Raw genomic sequence first — 25,412 nt, forward strand, 5'->3', positions numbered from 1 at the left:
TGGCCATAACCGGTAGATTTTGACCTGCAAACCGGCTTGGGCTATGGGCTGCGCCATGAACCGAATATTTGACATCATCGTGGTGGGCGGAGGCCATGCCGGTTGCGAAGCAGCGGCTGTTGCCGCGCGCATGGGCGTATCGACCGCGCTGGTCAGTTTCACCCGCGACAGCATCGGGGCGATGTCGTGCAACCCGGCCATCGGTGGTCTCGGCAAGGGCCATCTTGTCCGCGAAGTTGACGCGTTTGACGGGCTGATCGGCCGGGCTGCCGATGCTGCAGCGATCCACTATCGGATGCTCAATCTCTCCAAGGGCACCGCGGTGCAGGGGCCGAGGGTCCAGGCCGACCGCAAACTCTACAAGGCGGCGATCCACCGGATGCTCGACGCGCAGGACGATTTGACGATTATCGAGGGCGAAGTCGCCAGTCTGGTCATGACGGAATCACGGGTCAGCGGAATCGTCATGGCGGATGGATCAACAATCGAGGCGCAGGCCGTCATCCTCGCGACCGGCACATTCCTCAACGGGAAACTGTTCCGTGGCGAGGAAAGACTGGAGGGCGGCCGGACCGGCGAGGCTGCTTCGGTGTCGCTGGGTCAACAGATCCGGGATGCGGGACTGCCGATTGCCCGTTTGAAAACCGGGACCCCGCCACGCATTGATGGCCGGACGATCGACTGGGCGGCGCTGCCCGAGCAACCCTCCGACGACGACGGATGGACGATGTCGCCGCTGTCAAAGGGACGGACGGTCGCGCAGACATTTTGTGCGGTCAGCCGGACCAATGCCGGGACTCACGAAATCATTCGCGGGTCGCTCGATCGCTCGCCATTGTTCAGTGGCGCGATCGATGCGCAGGGGCCACGCTATTGCCCGTCGATCGAGGACAAGATTCACCGCTTTTCCGATCGTGACTCGCACCAGGTGTTTCTCGAACCCGAAGGCCTCGATACCAATCTCGTTTATCCGAACGGGATCAGCACCTCATTGCCCGCCGATGTTCAACTCGCCTTCGTGCGCAGTATGGATGGTCTCGAGAAGGCCGAAATCGTCGTTCCCGGCTATGCGGTGGAATATGATCATATCGATCCGCGGGCGCTAGATCGGTCGCTCAAGGTTCGTGATCTGGAAGGCCTCTATTGTGCCGGACAGATTAACGGGACCACTGGTTACGAAGAGGCTGCGGCGCAGGGCCTGATCGCCGGTATCGGCGCGGCTTGCCTTGTCCAGGGCAAGGACGCGCCGGCGCTCGATCGGGGCACCAGCTATATGGCGGTGATGATCGATGATCTGGTTTTGCAGGGCGTGACCGAACCCTATCGCATGTTGACCGCCCGTGCCGAATATCGGTTGCGGTTGCGGGCGGACAATGCCTCCACCCGACTGACGCCGATTGCCCTGGCCCTTGGCTGTGTTGCCGGGGAGCGGGCCGACTGGTTTGGTGATCGCCAACAGGCGCGGGACGATATTTCCAAGGTTCTTGAAGCTGTCTATTCCAGCGAGGATCTGGTGAAGCTGGGGATCAATGTGCGCCGCGACGGAACCAAGCAGAGTCTGTTCCAGTGGCTGCGCTTTCCGAATATCGAGCTTGCTTCACTGGAAGGATTGGAAGCATGTTTGTCATCTGCCGAGCCCGACCTGTTGGCGGAGATTGAAGAAGACGCGCGCTACGCGCCTTATCTCGAGCGACAGGAATCCGAATTGCGCGACCTTCGTGCCAACGAGATGATCAGGCTTGGCGACGATATGGAATATGCTGCTATCGCCGGACTTTCCAACGAGATGGTAGAGCGGCTGGCAACGGCGCAGCCCGAATCCCTCGCCGCCGCTTCACGGATCAGGGGCATCACGCCTGCTGCCCTTGCGGCTATTCTTGTTCACGCCCGTCGTCGGGATTCAAGGAATATTGCTGCATGACGGAAGAGGAAGCGCAAGCCTGGCTTCACGCAGAATATGATGTTTCACGTGAAACATGGCAGAGGCTGGAAACGTTTATTGCCTTGCTTCGCGATGAGATGCAGCGCCAGAACCTGATATCCCAGGCCAGTGCCGACAGCCTGTGGGCCCGTCATATCGTCGACAGTGCGCAGTTGCTGCGCTACGCGCCAGCACCCGAGACCGGGCAGACCTGGCTGGACCTCGGTACCGGCGCGGGCTTTCCGGGAATCATCATCGCGATCCTGACGCCTTATCATGTTCATATGGTTGAATCGCGCAAGCGGCGGGTCGAGTTTCTGTCCCATGTGGTCGACCAGACCGGCATTGGGGATCATGCAAATGTGATTGGTGACCGGCTCGAGAATGTCGAGAGCTTTCCCGCAGATGTAATTAGCGCCCGTGCATTTGCTCCCTTGGAACGGCTCATCGCACTTTCACACCGTTTTTCCACAGAAAATACGGTTTGGCTCTTACCTAAAGGAAAAAATGCGGTAAGAGAACTTAAAGGCCTGTCGCCAAAACGGCAAAAAATGTTCCACGTGGAACATAGTTTGACCGATCCGAACGCCGGAATCTTGGTGGGAAAGGGCTAGAAACCTATTTTATAGGGCTGAACAGACCATGGTTCGTATCGCAATTGCCAATCAAAAAGGCGGCGTAGGCAAGACAACAACAGCAATTAACATGGCGACAGCGCTGGCCGCCACCGGCTGGAAAGTGCTGTTGATCGATCTCGATCCGCAAGGCAATGCCTCGACCGGCCTCGGCTTGACGCAGGGCGACCGGGTTAACAGCAGCTATGATTTGCTGATCAACGACGTGCCACTGGCGGATTGTATCAACCAGACCAAAGTACCCGGTCTCGAAATCGTGCCGGCGACCGTTGATCTTTCCGGCGCCGAAGTCGAGCTGGTCGGTTTCGAGGAGCGGACCCATCGTCTGAAAAAGGCGTTGGACAGCGCCGACAATGGTCGCTGGGATATCTGCCTGATCGATTGCCCGCCGTCGCTCGGCCTGCTCACGCTCAACGCGATGGTCGCCGTCGAATCGCTCATGGTTCCGCTGCAATGCGAGTTTTTCGCGCTCGAGGGGCTGAGCCAGCTGTTGCAGACTGTGGAACGGATTCGCGCCCGGTTCAATCGTCAGCTTTCGGTGATGGGCGTTGTCCTGACAATGTATGACCGGCGCAACAAGCTGACCGAACAGGTGTCGGACGATGTTCGCGCCTGCCTTGGCGATGTCGTGTTCGACACCGTTATCCCCCGCAATGTTCGCCTTTCCGAGGCGCCAAGCCACGGTCTGCCTGCTTTGATCTATGATTATCGCTGCAGCGGGTCGGTTGCCTATATCGACCTCGCGCGCGAACTGATCGGACGCTTGCCGGACAGAAAGGTAGCCGCATAATGGCAGAGGATAACGTGCAGGAAGACACCAGCAGGAAAGCACCAAAGCGGGCCACTGGCCTGGGCAGGGGACTCAACAGCCTGTTCGGGGATATCCAGCGGGAAGAACCGATCAACACGTCCGCGCAGTCCGGCGGTGACAGCGACGGAGCGGAACAGGTCACCGGCACCGTGATCGACGGATTGCGTTCGATCGCCGTGTCCGACATCCGGCCCAATCCCGATCAACCGCGTCAGACCTTCAATACCGACGCGCTCGACGAGCTGGCCGACAGCATGCGTCAGCGTGGCGTGATTCAGCCGATTGTCGTGCGCCCGCATGGCAAGAACTTCCAGATTGTTGCCGGCGAGCGGCGCTGGAGAGCCGCACAACGCGCGCGTTTGCATCAGATTCCCGCCGTGGTGCGCAATCTCAGCGATGAAGAAACCCTGGAAATCGCGATCGTCGAGAATGTCCAGCGGAAGGACCTCAACGCCATCGAAGAGGCGGAGGCTTATGCAAAGCTGAGTCAGGATTTCGGGCATAGCCAGTCGCGCCTGGCCGAGGTTGTCGGCAAATCGCGGAGCCATATTGCCAATCTCATGCGCTTGCTCGAACTGCCGGACAGCGTGAAGACGCTTGTGGTCGACGAGAAACTGACGATGGGCCACGCGCGTGCGCTGATCAATGCACCCAATGCCGACGAACTGGCACCGCAAATCGTCAAACAGGGCATGTCGGTCCGGGACGTCGAGCGGATGGTTCGCAAAGCGCTGGCGGGGGACAAGCCCGTATCGGCGAAAAAACAGGCTTTGATGTCGGAGACCGACGCCGACATCCAGGCGCTGGAAACGCATCTCGGTGATCTGCTTGGTTTGAAAGTGAATATCCAGTCGAACGGGCAGGGCGGAGCGATGTCGATCGAATATGCGAATCTCGACCAGCTCGATCTGATTTGCCAGCGGCTGACCGGGGAGCATATCTAGGATCTGGCTATAATCTTGTCGCCATTGCTCTGCGAGCGGGGACGGAATGCCCGCAATCCTGATTCCGATATTCTCAAAATACCGTATTATATCAACATGTTAGAAGGTTAGTCAAAAATTAACCATGGCTGACAGCAAAGTTTTATCCTTTCCCTTGGATAAGCGAACTTGAATGTTGGCTCTGGCGACGTTCCGGTCAGTGGGTTTGACGGGATCGCACCGCAAGTGCTCTTTCAATGTTGAAAAAAATAGGGACCAGAACTTATGTCTAAATTTATCAAAGCCGCTTTGGCTTCTTCCGTGCTTGCGGCTTCTGTCATGGGCGCCAATGCTGCAAATGCTGCAACCGCTTCGGCTGATGCGCGCGCAAACATCCTGCAGCAGGTCACCGTTACTTCTGACGGCAGCGACCTCGACTTCGGTACGATCGTGAGCGGTGCAGCTGCTTCTACGGTTTCCGTCAGCGGTGGCGGCCGCTCTTGTGGTGCTGGCATCGTTTGCTCGGGCGCCTTTTCCGCAGCGGGTTTTGATGTAACCGGAACCGATGGCGAAACCGTCAGCGTTGCCTCGGACCCCAGTGTTACACTGAACAGCGGAACGAACAGCATGACCGCCAACATCGTGTCCAGCGTTTCGACCATGACATTGACCGGTGGCGTAGGATCTTTCAACGTCGGTGGATTGCTCAACGTGGGCGCAAACCAAGCTGACGGCGCTTATGTCGGTACCTTCAATGTTACCGTAAACTACAACTAAAAACCGGACCATCGGTCCACTGGGGCCGGTGATCTAGCCAACAAAGGAGCCCGTTCGCGACACTGGTTGCGAGCGGGCTTTTCTGTGGAGCATGGTCTGTCCGTCTCGCAGCAATGTCCGCCAAAAACCGACTGTGGTTAGCGCTTTGGTAACCCTATTTGGCCATAAGGGCTGCGTGGGGACAGGCCTTAGACCAGCCTCTCCGAATGACCAGTAAAACCGGAGAAAATCATGATCATCCAGAGATTCAAATTGTTGCGGAAAACCTGCATCGGGCTGGGCGCCCTGGCATCAGCAATTGCATTGCCCCTTACGCCAGTGCAGGCGGCTGGTGATCTACTGGTAGCTCCGACCCGGGTGGTCATCGACGGCCAGCGTGGAACCGAAGTGATACTGAATAACATTGGTTCGGAAACAGCTACTTATCGTATTTCGCTCGAGCTTCGTCGGATGACAGCAGAGGGAAATCTGGAAGATGTCAGCGAAGAACAGGAAAATGAAATCGAGCAGGCCGCCAAGGCGATGATCCGCTATGCGCCGCGTCGAGTGACCCTGCCGCCCAACCAGCCACAAGCGATCCGCCTGGGTGTGCGGGCCCCCGAAGGGCTTCCTGACGGGGAATATCGGGCACATCTTTTGTTTCGGGCGATTCCTGCTGCCAGGTCGGTAACCGAGCAGAATATTCCCGAGGGAGGCTTCTCTATCGCGCTGACCCCAATTTACGGAGTGACCATCCCAGTCATCATCCGCCAGGGAAATTTGGAGGCAACTGCGGCCATTGCCAATGGCCGTTTAGAAAAGAAAACGGATGGTGAAGCGTTGACTTTCGACCTCAATCGATCGGGAGACCGGTCCATTTATGGAGAGATCCGCGTTATCAAGCCTGGACTGAGCGAACCGGTGATGGTTGCGCGCGGCATAGCGGTCTATCCCGAGGTGAATCAACGCAAAGTCGTCTTGCCGGTGCCGCCAGAAGTGGCTGCGCAGCTCAAGGGCAATGTGTCGGTCGAATATTACGAGCCGGCCAATGCTGGTGGCGGGCTGATCGCCAAAACCGATATGGTTCTTAGATAAGCATTTAATATCAGTAGCTTAGGTAGGCTTCACGCCGCCACTAAGTCATGATGTGAATGATGGGACAGCGACATAATATACTCGGCCGGGGCTTTGATGCCCTGGTCAAGGCCGCGGGGATCACAGCGATCTCGGCGGCTTCGCTGTTTCTGGCGCCGCCGGCCCTTGCGGCGAGCGAATGGACCGCCAGCGACGACGATGCGCTGTTGTTTGACCTTCGTTCGGGCAAATATCGCCTTGGAGACGGGGTCAGGGGCTACCAGACCGATGCCGGTATATGCGTTGACCTTGCCGATATGATCATGGCGATGGATATTCCACTCCGTCTCGACAAGAAGTCGCGCCGCGCAACTGGCTGGATCTTCTCGGAGACCCAGACACTGACCATCGACCGCGACAGCAACATAGTACAAAAGGTGAACACGAAGGCAAAATTGCAGGCCGGGCAGATTCACGACGTCCCGGAAGGCTGGTGCGTCGATTTGAAAAGCCTGTCAGACTGGCTTGATGTCGAACTCGAGCCCGATCTGTCCAATGCGCTGCTGACAATCGAGTCTGCTACTCAACTGCCCTTCGAACGGGCGCTCCAGCGCAAGGAACAGGCCGCCAAAATCCGTCCTCGCAACAGTTTTGACCTGTCCGCCCTGCCGCAATCCCCGGAGCCATATAGATTCTGGCGGACTCCGTCGGTGGATGCGGTGGTTTCCGCCGGGGGCCTGAAAGACAAGCGCTCGGGCCAGCAGTTTGATCTGCGCTATGAACTATACGCATCCGGAGAGGTCGGCAAGGCGAGCTTTGATGCCCGGCTTTCCTCAAACAACAGCGGCGTTCCCGAAAATCTGCGGCTTCGGGCCTACCGGACCGATCCGAAGGGCAAACTTCTCGGGCCATTGAAGGCCACCCATTTCGCATTGGGCGATGTGTCGACCATATCGACGCCGCTGGTATCGCAGTCTGTTGCGGGACGCGGCGCATTGGTGACCAATCGTCCGGTCGAGCGCCCGGACAGCTTTGATCGTACCAGTTTCCGCGGCGAATTGCCGAGCGGCTGGGATGCAGAGCTTTATCGCAACGGCCAATTGCTGGCCTTTGCCGAAAATCGCACCGACGGCCGTTATGAATTTCTCGATGTCCCGCTGCTCTACGGACAGAATCGCATCGAGATAGTGCTGTACGGACCACAAGGCCAGGTCCGGCGCGACACCAAAGTCATTCCAGTCGGGCTCGACTCGATTCCACCGCGAGACACCTATTATTGGGCGGGGATCAATGAAGCCGGCGAAGACCTGATCCGGCTGGGCGCGTTCGTGCCGATCCGCCAGGCCGGCTGGCGCGGCGGATTTGGTGTCGAGCGGGGGATAAACACCAAGACATCGGTGGCAGCGTCCCTTTTCAGTCTGCAAATTGACGGCAATCGCCATAACTATCTGGAAGGATCGGTGCGCCGAGCGGTGGGACCGGCGCTGTTAGAGCTTTCGGCGTCTTCGAACCTCGATCAGGGAACGGCCTTTCGTGGCCAGTTGCTCGGTCAGCTCGGAAATAGCTATATTTCCGCCGAATCGTTATGGGCACGGGGCAATTTCGTCTCGGATCAGATCGGTGAAAATGTCGAGTCGCGCCACAGCCTGTCGGTGGATCACAGTTTCAAGATTGGTGGCCGCGCGGTGCCCTTCCACATCGATACGCAATATGAGACACGCTCGGATGGCCGCGACAGCCTCGACGTAACTGGTAGAATGTCGCTTAATTTCAACAGGTTATCGCTAACCGGGGAATTGAACTGGGAGAAACGTTTCAGCGATGTCGGACCCGATCCGCCGGATCGGCTTGACGCGCGGGTGCTCGCCAATGGCCGGATCGGCAAGGTCCGGCTGCGCGGAGAAGCGGTTTACCGTCTGGCACCGGAAAAACGGTTTGAACGGGTGAATTTCACCGGTGAATGGCGTGCCGGGGAACGTTCGGACTGGCGCGCGGAACTTGGCTATGATGCCGGTCTCGACCGTGGACGAGCCGGAATCGGGATTATTCGCCGTTTTGACAAGTTTTCGCTCACCGCCAGCGCCGAGGCCGCAACCGATGGTTCGGTGGCGGCCGGCCTCAATCTGGCTTTCAGTCTGGGACCCGATCCGCGAAACGGCAAATTCCGTTTCTCCAGCAACAAGCTGGCCGACAACGGGCAGGCGATGGCGATTGTCTATCGGGACGAAAACCGGGACGGTATCCGACAGTCAAACGAGCCACTGGTAAAGAATGTCGAGCTTACCGCCGGTCAGTCGGTGGCGTTGACCGCCACCGATATCAACGGGCGAGCGATTATCGACAATTTGCAGCCTTTCCGACCGGTGCTGATCGGGATCGACAGCAGCAGTCTCGCCAATCCCTATGTCCAGCCGGCCCTGCCAGGGGTGGTGATCACGCCGCGGCCAGGGGTCGCGGTGACGGTGGAATTGCCGCTGGTCAGCGCCGGCGAGGTCGAGGGCACGTTGGTCCGCAAGGGCGGCGGCACCATTTCCGGCGTTGGCCTGGAGCTGGTCGACGTCGAAGGTCGTGTGGTTCGCGAAGCCCAGACCGAATTTGACGGTTTCTTCCTGTTCGACGGGGTTCCTTATGGCAGCTATGCCGTCCGGATAGCCAAATTGTCAGCGCAGGCTATCCAGGTATCCACCACATTGTTGACTCGCGTAGTGGTTGACGAGGATAATCAGGTGGCGCGCATGGGCACGGTCACCGTCACGTCCAATGCCAATATGGCGGCCAATGATGTGGATCAGCCGGAACCGGGAAACCGGCCCTAGGCATAGAGGTTTGCGGTTCTTGTAACGGCTGTGCTTTCTGTTACTGATTCTGTTTTCGGACAGGTCAGGGAATATCCATGCAGATCATCGCCAATGGCATCAATATAGAAGCGGAAGACCACGGGAATCCAGAGGATCCTGCGATTCTTCTGGTCATGGGCTACACCGCCCAGCTGGTCTACTGGCCGATGGATTTCGTCAACGGTCTGGTCAAAAACGGCTTCCGTGTGATTACGTTCGACAACCGTGATGTCGGGCTCAGCTACAAGTTTGATGGCGTACGCCCGCCCCATCCGCTCCGCCAGATGATCGCCAAGCGTTTTTTCCCCAAGCGGCAGATGGCACCCTATAATTTGAGCGATATGGCCCGCGATGCGGTTGGCGTGCTCGATGCGCTGAAGATTGACCGGGCGCATATTGTCGGTGCGTCAATGGGCGGCATGATCGGTCAGCTGATTGCGGCGGAGCATTCCGATCGCGTGCTTTCCCTGACTCCGGTTATGTCGTCGACCAACGGCCCCGGCCTCCCGGGAGCCGACGCGGAAGTGCGCAAGGTGCTGATGCAGACGGCGCGCGCCAAAACCCGGACCCCGGACGAGGCGCTGGAGCTGGGCCTGGCCTTTTCTTCGCTTATCGCGTCGGAAGAAGGACGCAACCGGCCGGACGAACGGCGGGAATTGATGAAACTTGCACAGGAGCGGGCCTTTTATCCGGCTGGTCCGAAACGGCAGATGGCTGCGATCATCGACAGCGGGAATCTACGCCCTGCGGCCAACCGGATCACGGCCCCGACGATGGTCATTCACGGCGCTGAAGATCCGCTCATCCCGTCAGCCTGCGGTCAGGATATCGCTGCCAATGTCAAAGGCGCAAGTTTTGAGCTGGTCGAGGGCATGGGTCACGATTTGCCACCGAGCAAATTGCCCAAAATGGTGGATCTGATCACGGCTCACTGCAAGGCAGCATGAGCAACCGGTGTTCAGTCGGCTAGGGGCAGGCAGTAAGTAACCGTCTGTCCGGTCATCCGGATTTCGTGCGGCTGGGTCTCCAGCGTGTCGCCGTCCGCCTGGAACGCCGCCGATCGCGAGATTTCGTCTTTCGCTATCATCGTCAGCCGGTAGGCCGGCACGCACTCGACGAAATCGAGTCGTGCGGGATCGCGACCCAGGGCAATCTGGGTGATGAATCGCAAAAAGTCGCGGCGCCGGGCCCGGGTCAGCAATAGGACGTGGAAATGTCGTGACCCCAATCTGGCGGCGGGTGCCAACACCCAGTTTCCAGCATAATGACGCGCCTTGATCACATAGAAGGCGCTGCAGTTCAGGTGATCGGTGGTTTCGTCGGACATATCCAGCGCCAGCGAAAAGCGGAACTGCGGCCAGTTGCCGAGCAGCCGGATCAGTGCCCAGCCATAGGCAGCACCGCCGAAGCGTTTCTTCAGCGCAGGATCGTGCCGGGCGACCGCTTGTCCATCCGGCCCGGCGCTAAGGCAGGCGACAAATGGGTGGCCATCGAAGGCTACCATCGGCGCTGCCAGCCGTGATTTTTCCTTGTCGAGATATCCCGCCATCACCTCGCGGGCAAATATCTCCGGGTCATCGGAATAGCCGAGTTCCCTGGCGACCAGATTGACGGTGCCGGCGGGAAAGACGCAGAGCGGTTTCAATATTTTCGTCCGGGCCATCGATGCGACAACCAGCCGCAACGCGCCGTCACCGCCGGATACGCAGACGAGATCGCAATCGGGGAGAATATCGAACAGCCCGTCGCTTTCGGTCCGGCCGAGCCGCACCTGCGCTCCGCATGCCTGAAACGCGTGCGACAGCGCGTCCAGCCGGTGTTCGCTATAGGTACCCGAAGCCGGGTTGTGAATCAGTTCGACGATCATCGTCTGTCTATAGATATTATGCGGGCACCTGCAATCGCTCCAATGCGATTTCCTTGGCTGCTTTATAGCCTGCCTTGCCATTGGCTGCGCGCGGGACTTCATCGACCAGGATGATCGCCCGCGGAGCCTTGTAAGCGGCGAGTTTGGAACGAACATATTCGTTCAGTTCGGCCTCGTCGAACCGGGCGCCCGGCACCACCGACAGGATCGCGGTGACTTTCTGGCCAAAGCGATCGTCGGCTACGCCGACCACCAGACAGTCATAGACCGAATCATGGGTCTTGAGTGCTTCCTCCACCTCTTCGGGGAAAATCTTCTCGCCGCCGCTGTTGATACAGGCAGAGCCGCGGCCCAGCAGCGTGATCGACCCATCTGCCTCGACCGTCGCAAAATCGCCGGGAATGGAATAACGCACCCCGTCGAAGGTCTTGAAGGTAGCGGCGCTTTTGGCTTCGTCCTTGTAATAGCCCAGCGGCACCATCCCGCCGTTGCAGATTAGGCCCATCTCGCCCGAACCCGGCTCGACCGGCTTGCCGTCTTCGGTCAGTACCTTGGTCGTCGGGTTCATGTCGAACTTGGCGGTCTGGTCGATATCGATATTTTCCGCGGTGGTGATCGACACCCCCATGCTGCCTTCGGTCGAGCCCATGCTGTCGACGATCGCCATATGCGGCAAATGGCCCAAAAGGCCGCGCTTGACCTCGGTCGACCACATCACGCCCGACGATCCCATCATCAAAAGTGATGACAAATCATAGGCTTGGTCTGCCGCCTTAGCATCATCGAGAGCGGCCAGCATCGGCTTGGCAAAAACATCGCCGACGATGGTGATGTCGGTCACTTTCTCTTCTTCGGCCAGCTGCCAGAGCGCTACCGGATCAAAATGGCTGTTGTCGCTCAGGACCACGCAGCCGCCGAGGCTGTGCGGAACCATTGCCCCGATCCACATGCCGGTGCCGTGCATCAGCGGGCAGGCGGGAATGGAGCGCGAGACCGCACCTGCGGTGTGCAATTGCTGCACCAGCGCGCCGAAGCCAGAGGAATCGGTCGGCGGTTCCATCATCCGCATCTCGAACCCCTTGGCGAGCAGGGCAGGGGAAAAAGTCTTGTGATCATACATCACGCCCTTCGGCATGCCAGTGGTGCCACCGGTGTAGAGCATATAAATATCGTCATCGGACCGTTCGATCACCGGCATCGGGTCGGTATCACGCAGCGCATCTTCATAAGATACAGCGCCCTCGAGATGTTCGCCCGAGCCGTCATCGATTTCGAGGAACAATTTGACCTGTTCGAGCTGATCCCGGATCGCGGCAACGCGCGGGGCAAACTGGGCCTGATAGACCAGGGCTTGGCTGTCGCTGTTGTTGATGACATGAGTCAGTTCCGCCTCGAGATAGCGGTAGTTGACATTGACGGGGGTGATCCGGGCTTTGAAGGCGCCGAACTGGGTCTCCAAATATTCGGCGCTATTGTAGGAATAGATTGCGAGCTTCGCGCCGGCCTTCAGGCCATGGTCGGTCAGCACTTGCGCGATCCGGGCGGAACGATCGGCATATTCCGACCAGCTATAGCGCTTGTCGCCATCGACAATCGCAGGCTTGTCGGGAATTGCCTCGGCAATATTTTCCCAGATATCGGCCATTTGCCAGGTCATGCGAATCTCTCCTTATTTTTTCCCGAGAATAACCAGATCGTCGCTTTACGCAACCAGATGGCGGGACTTGTAACCAATTGAAACAATCTATGTCCGGGAGAGGGCGGCCAGTTCGGCGAGAATTGACTCATTATGCTCGCCGAGCGCGGGGCTGGGGCCGCATGGCGTCATCTTCTCGCCGCCGAAGCGGGCCGGCGGGGTGACATGCTGAACCGCGCCGAGCATCGGATGGTCGGCCTGTTCGAACACTCCGATGGCCAGAGCCTGCTGATGGTCGGGCAAATCCTCCAGGGACAGGCATTTAGCGGCCGGCACATCGTGCGCGGCGAGGCCTTCAACCATCTCGGCGCAGGTGAGGTCGGGCTTCTGATTGGCAATGATCGTCGCGAGCTCGGCCATATGGATGCTGCGGTTGGCGGAACCCTGATATTTTTCTTCGCTCTTCAGTTCGCCGAGGCCGACAATGTCGAATATTGCATGCCAATGGGCATCGGTCATCGCGGCATAGGCGATGGCGCCGTCCTTGGTCCGCAATGGCAGCTGGTAATAATCCGCGAAGGGCGCGCCATGGGTGACATCCCCTGCCTGCAGGGTGAGATGCATACCGCCATCCGGCCAGAGAAAGGCGATACAGCTTTCCAGCATCGACAGGTCGATATGCTGGCCGACGCCGATGCGTTCGCGGGCAAACAGGGCTGCGGTGATTGCCTGTGCGGCGGTATAGGCGGTCACCTTGTCGCAGATCAGGGTTTTGACATAGGCAAAGCCATCCGGATGGCCCTGGGTGGTCATGAAACCGGCCATCGCCTGCATCACATGATCATAGGCAGGCCGACTGGACAGCGGGCCCTCTTGGCCAAAGCCGGTGATTGCGCAATATATGAGTCCGGGCCTTTCCTGACGCAGCGCCGCGCTGCCGAGCCCCAGTCGATCCATCACCCCCGGACGGTAATTGTGGATCACGACGTCGGCCGACAGGCAGAGCTGCCGGGCACGAGCCACGTCTTCTGCGGTCTTCAGATCCAGCGTGACCGATCGCTTGGCGCGATTGCAATTGTGGAACAGGCCGGAAATGCCCGCTTTCTGGCTTCCCAGCCAGCGCATCGGATCGCCGATTCCCGGCGGTTCGACCTTGATCACATCCGCGCCCTGCTGGGCGAACATCATCGTCGCCAGAGAGGCGGTGACCATGGTCGAGAATTCGATGACCTTGATCCCGGCCAGTGGCTGCGTCTGCGTTGTCTCTGTCATGCGATCCTCAATCCCCGCTTCGTTCGAGCGGGTCTGGGGGAAGCATATGGCGCAAATGTTCCCGCGACAAGCACAGGATGGATTCGGCGGCCCTATTCGCCGAGATTGGCGGCCAGTCTTTCGTAAGCGGTGAGGAAATCTTCCTTGAAACCCTGTACCACCTGACCGGCGGTCATCTGTTCGTTCATCAGCCCGACGCCCTGTCCAACCCAATAGGTCGAAAGATCCCTGGCGCCCTGATTGTCGCCCTGGCTGAGCTTGTCGAGCACCCGCAACGGCGGTTCCGCGACCAGAGACTGTAACGGCATCGGCAGCGGCGAGGGCGCGCCTTCCGCTTGCCACGCATCGGTCCAGGGCGAGCGCAGTTGCCGCGATGGCTTGCCGGTGCGCGACCGTGCGCGCACCGTATCGCGGGACGTGGCGGCGAGCATCTTCTCTTTCACCACCGGATTGGTTTCTGCCTCGACCGTGGTCAGCCACACCGATCCGCACCAGGCGCCGCTCGCGCCCATCGCCATGGCCGCGGCCATCTGCGCGCCGGTGGCAATGCCGCCCGCCGCGAGTACCGGCGTGTCGTCGCCAATCTGCGCAAGCGCGTTGCAGACTTCGGGGATCAGCACCATGGTGGATATGTCGCCGGTATGCCCGCCCGCTTCACCGCCGACGGCTATGATGATATCGACGCCGGCTGCGACCTGGCTCATCGCGTGATCTCTTGTCCCGATCAGCGCGGCGACGGGAACATCGTGCTTCTTTCCCATGTCCAGCATCACCTGTGGCGGAATACCCAGAGCATTGGCGATCAGCCCGATCGGATGGCGGAACGCGACCTCCAATATTGCTTCTGCGGTGCCACCACGCAGATTGTCGGTAAATGCGACCTGCTCGCGGCGGACCGCTTCGATGTCCCCGGCGATCCGTCCGGTGTCGACGCCATGGCGTTGCAATATGTCGTTGGTAAATTGCTTATGTTCATCCGGTATCGAGGCCAGTACGGCTTCCGGATCAAGCTGTTCGCCTTTGCCCTCGACCTTGTTCGGGACGATGATATCCAGACCGTAAGGCTTGCCGTCGACATGGGCATCGATCCAGCTGAGCTCTTCCTCGAGCATCTCCGGAGAGCAGTTTACGCCGCCGAATACGCCCATACCGCCTGCGCGGGAAACAGCGGCGACAACATCGCGGCAATGGGAGAAAGCAACGAGCGGGAATTCGATCCCGAGCATGTCGCAGATTTTATTGTTCATTGTTGGGTCTCCTCATTGCCGTTCGCCCTGAGCCTGTCGAAGGGCCCTCGGCGGTCAATCGTACTTCGACAAGCTCAGCACGAACGGTCTTTATCAACTATCGGTTTCTTCAGCTTCATCGGCGACAATTTCCAGGATCAGATCATCCGCGGCAATCTGTTTGCCAGCGGTTGCCGCGATGGTTTCAACCGTGCCGTCAATCTCGGCCAGTATTTCATGCTGCATCTTCATTGCCTCGAGCACCGCCAGCTTGTCGCCCTTGGCCACCCGCGCTCCGGCTTCGACCAATATCTCGAGCAACAGCCCGTGCATCGGCGCAACCACGGTGCCGCCACCGCCGGCGTCTTCCATGGCGCTGAGGCCGGTGAGATCGGTCACGGTCAGCGAACGTCTGGGCAGCGCCAGATAGAGGGTGCGATGGTCATCATAATAGATGGTTTCGAGCGTGCGGCCGTCGACCCGCAATTTTGCCCGGTCGGCGGTGAGACTGATCAGCTCCACCGCGACGCTGTCTTCGCCGGAGCCGACCCGGTAATGGCCGGGCTTGTCGACATGGACATGGATGGTCTGCGCATCTTCACCATCGGCATATTGTGCCACGGTTTCCAGCGAACCGGTGCTGGACCAGTCGAGCATTTCCGGATTGACGTTGAGCGCGAGCCTGTGCGCCGCCTGTTGCCGCAGCTTATGGTGGATGACCGCAGCAATGGCATAAGAAGAGAAATCATGCGCCCCGAGATCAACACCGTCTTCGCCGTAATTTTCGGCGATGAAGGCGGTGGTTGCTTCTCCGGTCACAAAGTCCGGCCGGTCGAGCGCATCGATTAAAAAATCGCGATTGGTTTTGGGGCCGAACAAGGCGGTTTCCGACAAGGCCTTGATCATCCGCCGCCGCGCTTCGTCGCGGGTTGCGCCATGGGTGACGATCTTGGCGACCATGGAATCGTAAAAGGGCGATACTTCGCCGCCGGTCTGGATGCCGCTGTCGACCCGCGCGAGGCCGGAAGGTTGCCACAAATGGACCGGACCAGTGCTGGGCAGAAAATCATCCGCCGGATCTTCGGCATAGAGGCGGACTTCCATAGCGTGGCCGGTAAGCGTGACATCCTGTTGTTCAAGGCCGAGCAAGTCGCCTGACGCGACTTTCAGCTGCAGTGCCACCAGGTCAAGGCCGGTGATTTCCTCGGTCACCGGATGCTCGACCTGAAGCCTGGTGTTCATTTCGAGAAAATAGAAGCTGCCCGACTGGTCGAGCAGGAATTCAACCGTTCCGGCCCCGACATAATCGACCGCTTTGGCCGCCTCGACCGCCGCCGCGCCCATCTGTTCCCGCAATATTGCCGTCATGACAGGGCATGGCGCTTCCTCGATTACCTTCTGGTGGCGACGCTGGACCGAACAGTCGCGCTCGCCGAGGTGTATCGTATTGCCATGGCTGTCGGCAAAGACCTGGATTTCGACGTGGCGCGGCTTGATGATCGCCTTTTCGAGGATCAGTTCGCCATTGCCAAAGGCATTTTCCGCCTCCGACCGCGCCAGCTTGATCGCATTGGCCACGTCTTTCAGATCATGGACCAGCCGCATGCCGCGACCGCCGCCGCCGGCGGCTGCCTTGACCATCAAAGGCACGCCGATCTTGTTGGCTTCGGAGATCAGCACATCGTCCGCCTGATCATCACCCTGATAACCGGGCACGCAGGGCACGCCAGCGGCAATCATTGCGCGTTTGGACCGCGCCTTGTCGCCCATCACGTCGATCGCCTTTTCCGGCGGGCCGACAAAGATGATGCCGGCATCGGCACAGGCTTTGGAAAAGGCTGCATTTTCGGAAAGAAAACCATAGCCGGGATGAATCGCGTCGGCACCGGTGTCCTTGGCGGCCTGAATGATCTTGTAGATCAGCAGATAGGATTCATTCACCGGCGCCGGTCCGATATGCACCGCATCATCTGCCATTTTGACATGGGGAGCGTTGGCATCCGCGTCGGAATAGACGGCAACCGTGCGAATGCCCTGTGCCCTGGCCGTGCGCATCACCCGGCAGGCGATTTCGCCGCGGTTGGCAACCAGGAGTGTGTTGATTCGGGTCATTTTAATTTCCTTCACCCCGTTCGTGCTGAGCCTGTCGAAGCTTGGCCTTGCGCCAGCTGTCCTTCGACAAGCTCAGGACGAACGGAAGAATTTGCGAATATCTGTTCATTCCGGTTTCACCACCCAATTGGGTTTGCGTTTCTCGAAGAAGCTGGCGACGCCTTCCTTGGCCTCGTCGCTGACCATGCGGTCGGCGAAATTCTCTGCGGCGAGGCGGATGACCTCTTCGCGCGGCTGGCCGGCGATCTGGCCGAGCAATTGCTTGGTCGCGGCGACCGCACCGGGCGCAGCGCCCAATACCTGTTTGCGCAACTGTATTTCGATGGCCTCGAGGCCCGCGACATCATCGGCGATGAAATCGGCAAAGCCCAGTTCGTGCGCCTGGCTTCCGTCAAACCGCGCGGCGGTCAGCATCAGCCGGCGGCCGGTGGCATAGCCGAGCTTCTGGATCACGAACGGGGATATCTGCGCCGGTGTTACGCCAATAGCGGTCTCGGTCATCGCAAAGCGCGCGCCGCTTTCGCAGATCACGACATCGGCGCAGCAGGACAGGCCAAAGCCGCCAGCCATGGCCGCGCCCTCGATCAGGACGATCACCACCTGGGGAGCGGTGTTGACCAGGTCGAAAATCTCCGCTGCACCGCTCGACATCTTGATGATCGCCGCGCGATCGCCGCTTTGCTGGAAATTTTCCTTGAAATTCTTGAGATCCGCGCCGGCACAGAAGACGCCGCCGCGGCCACGCATGGTGATCCCGCGCACGCTGCGATCATCGCGCACGCTATTGAGCACGGCTCCGAGCTCCGCAACCAAGGCGTCACTCAGGGCATTGCGGTTTTCCGGCTGGTTGAACCAGATGGTGAGCCAGCCGTTTTGGAGTTCGAGTTCAAGTGTTTTGGTGGTGGGGAGATGGGTCATATCCGCGCCACCCCGAAGGCATTGGGATGCAGCGTCCGGTTCTGCGCCTCGAAGATCGTCTCCAGCGCGAAGCCCAGAACCTTGCGGCTGTCACGCGGATCGATCACGCCATTGTCGAGCACGCGGCCGGAGGTGAAGAAGGCGCTTTCCTGCGCTTCGAAAATATCCTTGATCCGCTGTTCCTGCTTGGCGATCGCTTCCTCGTCGGGCTCCACGCCCTTGCGCCTGGCCTGCACCCGGGCGACGTGGCTCATCGTGTTGGCGGCCGAAGCACCAGCCATGACGCCAGTTTTCGCATTGGGCCAGCTGAACAGGAATTCCGGCTCGAAGGCGGTGCCGCTCATGCCGTAATTGCCCGCGCCAAAGCTTGCGCCGATATAGAGGGCCAGTTTCGGCACCCGGACGTTGGAAACCGCCTGGATCATCTTGCTGCCGAGTTTGATCATACCCTTATGTTCGGACTCGGTGCCGACGATATAGCCGGTCGTGTTGTTGAGGAAGATGATCGGCAGTTGCGACTGGTCACAAAGCTGGAAGAAATGTGTCGCCTTGGCTGCCGCTTCGGGATCGAACGGGCCGTTGTTGCCGATCAGGCCGACCGCGTGACCCATGATGCTGGCCTGCATGCAGACCGTGCCCGGGCCATAGCGGGGCTTGAATTCTTCAAAATCGGAGCCGTCGACGATCCGGGCCGCAACTTCGCGGACATCATAGGGGGTGGTATAATCGATCGGCACGACGCCGGCGATCTCGTCAATGTCGTAGATTGGTTCTTCATAATCATTGCGGCGGATTGGCGTGCTGTTCTTGTTCCAGTCGAGCCGGCCTATGGTTTCGCGGGCAATCGCGATGCCGTGGGCATCGTCATCCGCCAGATATTCGACGCTGCCGGTGGTGGACGCATGCATCTCGGTGCCGCCGAGATCGCGGTCGTCGGCGACTTCACCGGTCGCCGCGTGGACCAGCGCTGCGCCGCCGAGCGCGGCCATGCCGTTGTTGCGAATGCCGATGACATAGTCCGACATGCCCGGCATATAGGCGCCGCCCGCGGTCGAAGGACCATGCAGGACAACCATCGTCGGAACACCGGCCGCGCTGAGCCAGGCGAGATTGCGGAACAGCATCCCGCCGTGGGCCCATAGCTCGACCTTATATTCCATCAGGTTCGCGCCGGCGCTTTCAACCAGATGGATGAAGGGCAATTTGAGATCCTGGGCGATTTTCTGTGCGCCCTTGCTGGCATCCCAGCCGCCGGACGTCGCTGCACCCGCGCGGATGCCGCTGTCGTCGACCCAGATCATGCAGCGCACGCCTTTGACAAAGCCGATGCCGAGAATGACGCTGCCGCCCGGAATGCTGGTCTCGGGATTGCTGTCCTCGAGCAGATAATTGGCCATATTGTAGAGGCGGAGGAAGGGCATGCCCGGATCGAGCAGGCGAGTCAGTCGTTCGTGCGGGGTCAGCTGGCCGCGTTTTTCAAAGGTCGGGCGACGTTTTTCCGAGGCGTCGACCGCGCGCTTTTCGAGGCTGCGGAGATGGTCGATCAGGGTCAGCATGTCCTTGCGGTTCTGCGCAAAGCTTTCCGAGCCGGTGGCAATTTTCGATTTGAACTGGGGCATATTCAGGACGCCTTTGCGGGAAATGGCACAGCGGAATATTCGTCATTTGACACATTCAGTCTCCTATGGCTATTTGAATAGCATTCGGTATTTCCGAGTCAAGCTCAATAAGGGACAGGTTTTGGCGACTAAGGCGGTCCATCCGGAGACCCAGCGCAGCAAGCTGGAGCGCAAGGAACAGGCAATTCTGGACGCAGCGCGCGCCATTTTCGTCGAGCATGGGTTTGACGGAGCGCGCATGTCGGAGATCGCGCGCCGCGCCGGTATCGGCGAGGGCACGATCTACAGCTATTATGAATCGAAGGCGGAGCTGATGCTCGCGGTCCTGCAGCAATTCTGGGACGTGCTGACCCGGGAGGCCGAGACGGTCATGGCGTCAACCAAGGCCGAAGGATTTTTCGACCGCTTGCGCGCCCTGGCCGGATATCATCTGAATACGGTGATATTGAACGCGGATTTCATCAACCTCAGCTTTGCTCTGCGGCGCAACAACAGCGAGGTCAGCGTTTCGCGCGATCATCTGCGCCACTATGTCGCGGTTTTCGACCAGCTGTTCCGGCGCGGGCAGGATCGCGGCGAGTTGCGGCGGGACGCGGTGCTGTGGCAGGCGCGCGATATCTTCTACGGCAGCCTGGAATATAGCGCGCGGTCGATCGAGATGACCATCGGCGAAGACCGGGCGGAACGGCAGCAAGGACCGGTGATTGACCAGATAGTGGCTTTGTTCGAGGCTCATTATGGCGCTGTTCGTGGCGCAGAAGCTGCAGATAGCGACGATTTCAACCGGCTGTCCCTGCAGATCGACCAGCTCGACGCGAAATTCGAGGCACTGGCAAAGCGTCTTTCCTGACGGACAAAAAAAGAGCCCCCGAAGGAGCTCTTTCTTGTCATCTATCGTTCCGCTCAAGCCGCTTTGTAGAAGCTCTCGCCGGCATCGGCTTTCTCGCGGAAGCTCATCGGCGGTTTGAACCGTTCGCCACATTTCTGAGCGAGATTGTCGGCGATGCGGACAAAATTGTCGACGCCCATCGTGTCGATATGGCTCATCGGACCGCCGGTCCAGGGCGCGAAGCCCCAGCCGAAGATCGCTCCGAGATCGGCGGACTGCGGATCGGAGACCACGCCTTCGTCGAAACATTGCGCGGTGGCGATCAGCTGGATGAACATCAGACGCTGCTTGACCTCTTCGACATCCGGCTGTTCTTCGGCCAGCGGGAAATGGTCGGCGAGGCCGGGCCAGAGTTTTTTCGATCCGTCGTCGGCATATTCGTAGAAACCACCGCCAAAGCGCCGTCCGCGCCGGTCGATCTGCTTGACCATGATCTCCATCAGCTCTTCGGTGCCGCTGGAAACATAGGCATCGCCCATTTCTTCCTTGGTTGACGTCATAATGTCATAGCCGAGCTGGAGCGTGGTTTCATCGACCACGGCGAGCGGACCGATCGGCATGCCCATGGCGATGGCTGCATTTTCGATCAGCGCCGGTTTCACGCCCTCGGCGACCATCAGCATCGCCTCGTTGGCATAAGGCGGGAACACGCGGTTGGTGTAGAAGCCGCGGACATCCTTGACCACGATCGGGGTCTTGCGGATTCTGGCGTTATAATCGAGCGCAACGGCCAGAGCCTTGTCACCGGTTTCGGCGCCGGGGATGATTTCCAGCAGCGGCATTTTTTCAACCGGCGAGAAGAAATGCATGCCGATGAACTGATCGGGGCGCGAGCTGTTCTTCGCCAGACCGGTGATCGGCAGGGTCGAGGTATTGGAGGCAAAGACGACATCCTTGCCAATGACCGCCTCGGTCTTCTTGATCACATCGGCCTTGATGTCGGGGCGTTCGAAGACCGCCTCGATGATCAGGTCGACATCCTTCAGATCATCATAATTGTCGGTCGGCTTGATCCGCGCCATGAAAGCGTCGGCCTTTTCCTGCGTCATCTTGCCACGCTTCACGCCCTTGTCGACGATCTTCTGGCTGTAGGCGACGGCCTTTTGTGCTTCCTCCATGCTGCGGTCGAGGACGACGACATTCATGCCGCCCTTGGCGGTGACATGGGTGATGCCGGAACCCATCAGACCGGCGCCGAGTACGCCGACGGTCTTGAGTTCGGTCGGTGGCACGCCTTCAGGGCGGGCCGCGCCTTTTTCCGCGGCCTGCTTGTTGATGAACAGGGTGCGGATCATGTTCTTGGCCTGCGGACCGGAGAGCAATTTGGTGAAATATTTGCTTTCCACGCGCAACGCGGTGTCCATCGGCAGCATCGAGCCTTCATAGAGGCAGGAAAGGATCGCCTTCACCGCTTCGTAATTGCCCTTGCTCTGTTTCAGCGCGATCGCCGAGGAGCCGAGGTAGAGTGGCACTGCACGGGGATCCATTGATCCGGCACCGCCGGGGAATTTATAGCCCTTCTTGTCCCATGGCGCGGACGCCTTGGGATTGGCCTTGACCCATGATTTGGCCTTGGCAACCACTTCGTCGGCGGGGACGACTTCGTCGACGATCTTCTGTGCGAGTGCAGCCTGCGGGTTCATTGGCTGGCCGGTCATGATGGCCATGCCTGCAGCCTGTAGGCCTGCGAGACGCGGCAGGCGCTGGGTGCCGCCGCCGCCGGGCAGCAGGCCAACCTGCACTTCGGGCAGGCCAAGCTGGATCTTGGGATTGTCGGCGCAAACGCGATAATGGCAGGCCAGGGCCAGTTCGAGACCGCCACCGAGCGCGAGGCCGTTCAGGGCACAGGCGACGGGTTTGGCGTGGGCCGTGCCCTTGAGCAGGTCCTTGGCGCTGTTGCCGCCGGTTTCCATGCGGCGCAAAATGGCATTGAGCTCCCAGGCGCTTTCAAAGGCCTCGGCCATGCTGGCGGCTTTCGATGCGCCGAGCATGTTGAGATCGGCGCCGGCGAGGAAACCGGATGGTTTGCCCGAGGTGATAACGGCGCCCTTGATCGCCTCGTTGCTGATCAGTTCCTCGGTGAAGGTCTTGAAGTCGGCGATCAGGGCCTGGTTCCAGACGTTCATCGACTGGCCGGGAAGATCGATGGTGACGAGAGCGATACCGTCGCTGTCAATATCGACTGTGAATGTTTCGTAGCTCATATTCTTTTCCTTAGTTTCTCATCCTGTGCTCCGCACTTGATGCGGAGCCTTGGCGAGAGGGCGGTTGCCAGCCCTCCGGAGTTCCGCATCAAGTGCGGAGCACGAAAATCAGTTCACCCGTTCGATGATCGTGGCGATGCCCATGCCGCCGCCGATGCAAAGCGTCGCGAGAGCGGTCGACTTGCCCGAGCGTTCGAGTTCGTCGAGCACGGTGCCGAGGATCATCGCGCCGGTCGCGCCGAGCGGGTGGCCCATGGCGATCGCGCCGCCGTTGACGTTCATCACGCTGTGGTCGACATTCATCGCGTCCATGAAGCGCAGAACGACGGCAGCAAATGCCTCGTTCAATTCCCACAGATCGATATCATTTGCTGTCATTCCAGCACGTTCCAGTGCCTTCTTGGCGGCAAATTCGGGGCCGGTCAGCATGATTGTCGGTTCGGAACCGATCGCTGCCATCGACACAATCCGTGCCCGCGGCTTCATGCCATATTTCTCGGCTGCCATTTCGTTACCGATCAGAACCGCTGCCGAACCGTCGACGATACCGGAGCTGTTGCCCGCGTGGTGGACGTGATTGATCTTCTCGACATCGGGGTGCTTGAGGATTGCGACATCGTTGAAGCCGGGCATCTGTTCGCCCATCATCTTGAATGCGGGGCCGAGCGAACCGAGCGACTGCATGTCGGTTTCGGGGCGCATCAGTTCGTCGCGGTCGAGCACGACCTCGCCGATCACGTCGCGGATTGGCAGGATCGACTTGGCGAAGCGTTTTTCGTCCCATGCCCTGGCGGCGCGTTTCTGGCTCTCGACCGCATAGGCATCGACATCATCACGGCTATAGCCATATTTGGTGGCGATCAAATCGGCGGAAATGCCCTGCGGAACGAAATATTCCTGAAACACCAGACTCGGATCGGCCATGCCGCCGAGGCCGTCGCTGCCCATCGGGATGCGCGACATCGATTCGATACCGCCGCCAATCGCCAGATCGGCTTCGCCCGAGCAGATCTTGCCCGCGGCGATATTCACCGCTTCCAGACCGGAGCCGCAGAAACGGTTGACCTGAATGGCGGATGTCGTGTCGGCATAGCCCGCCTTGAGCGCTGCCATGCGGCTGATCACTGCGCCCTGTTCGCCGACCGGGGAGACACAGCCAAAGGCGATGTCTTCAACCTCGTGACCGTCCAGGCCATTGCGTTCGTTGACCGATGCCAGCACCTGGGCGGACAGGTCGAGAGCTGTGATTTCGTGCAGGGCGCCGTCGTTGCGGCCCTTGCCGCGCGGGGACCGCACTGCGTCATAGATAAAGGCTTGGGTCATTTGGGGTTCCTCTCGTTGGAAGAATTGGAAGGATGTTGCGCAATGCTAATGGTGCAGTGCAACACAGTCAAGCAGTTTACGTAAACGTCAACCAAGGAAAGGGCGCGACTCGGCCTTTTCCCAGCCCGTTTGCACCATAAACTAATCGAGGATCGATTGATATTTCTGGCTGAAAACGTCCCGGCCGATGATGTAGCGCATGATCTCGCTCGATCCGGCATAGATGCGGCTCATCCGGGCGTCGGTGAAGATCCGGCTGATTTCATATTCTTTCATATAGCCCGCGCCGCCGTGCAGTTGCAGCCCGAGATCGGCCATTTCCCACTCGATCTCGCTGCCCAGCATCTTGCCCTTGGCGGCCATATTGGCGGTCAGGCCACCCTGGTTGTGGATATCGATACAATGGTCGACATAGACCTGGAACATGTCAATTTTCGCGTCCATTTCGGCCATTTTGAACTGGGTATTCTGCATATCCGACAATTTCTTGCCGAAAACATCCCGATCCATGACAAATTCGCGCGTGACATCAAAAGCACGCCGCGCGGATGCGGCATAGCCGACCATGCCGATCAACCGTTCCTCGGCCAGCCCTTCCATCAGATGGATGAAGCCCTTGCCCGGCGTGCCCAGCGTATTTTCTTTCGGTATCTTGACGTCATTGAAGAACAGCTCGGCTGTATCCTGCGCGTGCAGGCCGATTTTCTCCAGATTCTTGCCCCGCTCGAACCCTTCCATGCCGCGCTCGAGAATCAGCAAGACCATCGCGTGCTTGTCGTCGACGCCGTCAATCTTGGCCGCGACAATCACGACGTCGGCGTTGATACCGTTGGAGATATAGGTCTTTGACCCGTTGAGCAGCCAGTGGTCGCCCATGTCCTTGGCCGTGCTCTTCATGCCGGACAGATCGCTGCCGGCGCCGGATTCGGTCATCGCGACCGCGAGGATCGTCTCGCCGCTGACGCATTTGGGCAGGAAGCGCTCGCGCTGCTCTTCGTTGCCGATATTCTGGAGATAGGGGCCGACCAGCCGGCTGTGCAGCGTGTTATACCATTCGGAACAGCCGGCACGCGCGGTTTCCTCGATGATGATCTGTTCGTAACGGAAATCATTGTCGCCCATGCCGCCATATTTCTCGTCCGGCCACACCATCAGGAAGCCCTGATCGCCGGCTTTCTTGAATATCTCCCGATCGACAATGCCGGCTTCGCGGAATTCATCCATCCGCGGCGCGACCTCGTCGGCGAGAAAGCGACGATAGGCGTCGCGGAACATATGCTGTTCTTCGGTAAATTTGCGCATGGGAGATTCCTTTGGTCGGAGGAGAGGAGAGTGCGCGCTTTAAGCCCGCTATTTGCTACCCGTCTTAATCAGGCAAATTTAATCGGT

The 25,412-nt window shown here is 59.3% G+C and carries 19 protein-coding genes; 9 read left to right on the forward strand and 10 right to left on the reverse strand.

The window, feature by feature from the left end; all coding sequences use genetic code 11:
* Positions 1–55: 55 nt before the first annotated feature.
* The 8 genes from mnmG to HUO14_RS13610 all read left to right on the forward strand — a co-directional run bounded on the left by mnmG (position 56) and on the right by HUO14_RS13610 (position 9,904).
* Complete coding sequence (mnmG, locus tag HUO14_RS13575) at positions 56–1,921, forward strand: tRNA uridine-5-carboxymethylaminomethyl(34) synthesis enzyme MnmG (protein WP_176280373.1); 1,866 nt, start codon at positions 56–58, stop codon at positions 1,919–1,921.
* A complete protein-coding gene (rsmG, locus tag HUO14_RS13580; protein ID WP_176280374.1) occupies positions 1,918–2,535 on the forward strand; it encodes a 16S rRNA (guanine(527)-N(7))-methyltransferase RsmG in 618 nt (205 codons plus the stop codon). The genes mnmG and rsmG overlap by 4 nt, the downstream gene beginning before the upstream one ends.
* Before the next feature lie 28 nt (positions 2,536–2,563).
* Entirely contained in the window at positions 2,564–3,346 is a 783-nt protein-coding gene (locus HUO14_RS13585; protein WP_176280375.1) for a ParA family protein, read from the forward strand.
* Entirely contained in the window at positions 3,346–4,311 is a 966-nt protein-coding gene (locus tag HUO14_RS13590; protein ID WP_176280376.1) for a ParB/RepB/Spo0J family partition protein, read from the forward strand. Before HUO14_RS13585 ends, HUO14_RS13590 begins: the two co-directional genes overlap by 1 nt.
* Positions 4,312–4,575: 264 nt before the next feature.
* On the forward strand, positions 4,576–5,067 hold the full coding sequence (locus tag HUO14_RS13595) for a DUF4402 domain-containing protein (protein WP_176280377.1): 492 nt from the start codon (positions 4,576–4,578) through the stop codon (positions 5,065–5,067).
* Positions 5,068–5,424: 357 nt separating this feature from the next.
* Positions 5,425–6,141 (forward strand): fimbrial biogenesis chaperone, encoded by a 717-nt coding sequence (locus HUO14_RS13600; protein ID WP_343046108.1) that lies wholly within the window; start codon positions 5,425–5,427, stop codon positions 6,139–6,141.
* A gap of 56 nt (positions 6,142–6,197) precedes the next feature.
* Complete coding sequence (locus tag HUO14_RS13605; protein ID WP_176280379.1) at positions 6,198–8,936, forward strand: carboxypeptidase-like regulatory domain-containing protein; 2,739 nt, start codon at positions 6,198–6,200, stop codon at positions 8,934–8,936.
* A gap of 77 nt (positions 8,937–9,013) precedes the next feature.
* Positions 9,014–9,904, forward strand: coding sequence for an alpha/beta fold hydrolase (locus HUO14_RS13610; RefSeq protein WP_176280380.1), 891 nt, complete (start codon positions 9,014–9,016; stop codon positions 9,902–9,904).
* An 11-nt stretch (positions 9,905–9,915) separates the two neighbouring features.
* Here the strand turns inward: HUO14_RS13610 and HUO14_RS13615 are convergent, their stop codons facing one another.
* From HUO14_RS13615 to HUO14_RS13645, 7 genes are all read right to left on the reverse strand, one after another.
* Entirely contained in the window at positions 9,916–10,824 is a 909-nt protein-coding gene (locus HUO14_RS13615; RefSeq protein WP_176280381.1) for a diacylglycerol/lipid kinase family protein, read from the reverse strand.
* A gap of 16 nt (positions 10,825–10,840) precedes the next feature.
* Entirely contained in the window at positions 10,841–12,481 is a 1,641-nt protein-coding gene (locus HUO14_RS13620; protein WP_176280382.1) for an acyl-CoA synthetase, read from the reverse strand.
* Between the two features lie 87 nt (positions 12,482–12,568).
* Positions 12,569–13,732, reverse strand: coding sequence for a CaiB/BaiF CoA transferase family protein (locus tag HUO14_RS13625; RefSeq protein WP_176280383.1), 1,164 nt, complete (start codon positions 13,730–13,732; stop codon positions 12,569–12,571).
* Positions 13,733–13,824: 92 nt separating this feature from the next.
* A complete protein-coding gene (locus tag HUO14_RS13630) occupies positions 13,825–14,979 on the reverse strand; it encodes an NAD(P)H-dependent flavin oxidoreductase (RefSeq protein WP_176280384.1) in 1,155 nt (384 codons plus the stop codon).
* 93 nt (positions 14,980–15,072) lie between these two features.
* Positions 15,073–17,070, reverse strand: a complete 1,998-nt coding sequence (locus HUO14_RS13635; RefSeq protein WP_176280385.1) for an acetyl/propionyl/methylcrotonyl-CoA carboxylase subunit alpha — start codon at positions 17,068–17,070, stop codon at positions 15,073–15,075.
* A gap of 105 nt (positions 17,071–17,175) precedes the next feature.
* Positions 17,176–17,988 carry an enoyl-CoA hydratase/isomerase family protein gene (locus HUO14_RS13640; RefSeq protein WP_176280386.1) on the reverse strand — a complete coding sequence of 271 codons (813 nt, stop codon included), beginning with the start codon at positions 17,986–17,988 and terminating at the stop codon, positions 17,176–17,178.
* Positions 17,985–19,607 (reverse strand): acyl-CoA carboxylase subunit beta, encoded by a 1,623-nt coding sequence (locus HUO14_RS13645; protein ID WP_176280387.1) that lies wholly within the window; start codon positions 19,605–19,607, stop codon positions 17,985–17,987. The genes HUO14_RS13640 and HUO14_RS13645 overlap by 4 nt, the downstream gene beginning before the upstream one ends.
* 121 nt (positions 19,608–19,728) lie before the next feature.
* Here HUO14_RS13645 and HUO14_RS13650 point away from each other — a divergent pair, with 121 nt between their 5' ends.
* Complete coding sequence (locus HUO14_RS13650) at positions 19,729–20,457, forward strand: TetR/AcrR family transcriptional regulator (RefSeq protein ID WP_176280388.1); 729 nt, start codon at positions 19,729–19,731, stop codon at positions 20,455–20,457.
* A gap of 53 nt (positions 20,458–20,510) precedes the next feature.
* Here HUO14_RS13650 and HUO14_RS13655 read toward each other — a convergent pair whose 3' ends face one another.
* The 3 genes from HUO14_RS13655 to HUO14_RS13665 all read right to left on the reverse strand — a co-directional run bounded on the left by HUO14_RS13655 (position 20,511) and on the right by HUO14_RS13665 (position 25,325).
* Complete coding sequence (locus HUO14_RS13655; protein WP_176280389.1) at positions 20,511–22,700, reverse strand: 3-hydroxyacyl-CoA dehydrogenase NAD-binding domain-containing protein; 2,190 nt, start codon at positions 22,698–22,700, stop codon at positions 20,511–20,513.
* A 108-nt stretch (positions 22,701–22,808) separates the two neighbouring features.
* Complete coding sequence (locus tag HUO14_RS13660; RefSeq protein ID WP_176280390.1) at positions 22,809–24,023, reverse strand: acetyl-CoA C-acetyltransferase; 1,215 nt, start codon at positions 24,021–24,023, stop codon at positions 22,809–22,811.
* Between the two features lie 141 nt (positions 24,024–24,164).
* Complete coding sequence (locus HUO14_RS13665; protein ID WP_176280391.1) at positions 24,165–25,325, reverse strand: acyl-CoA dehydrogenase family protein; 1,161 nt, start codon at positions 25,323–25,325, stop codon at positions 24,165–24,167.
* Between the last annotated feature and the right edge of the window lie 87 nt (positions 25,326–25,412).

The organism is Parasphingorhabdus flavimaris (assembly GCF_013371215.1).
Lineage (GTDB): Bacteria > Pseudomonadota > Alphaproteobacteria > Sphingomonadales > Sphingomonadaceae > Parasphingorhabdus > Parasphingorhabdus flavimaris.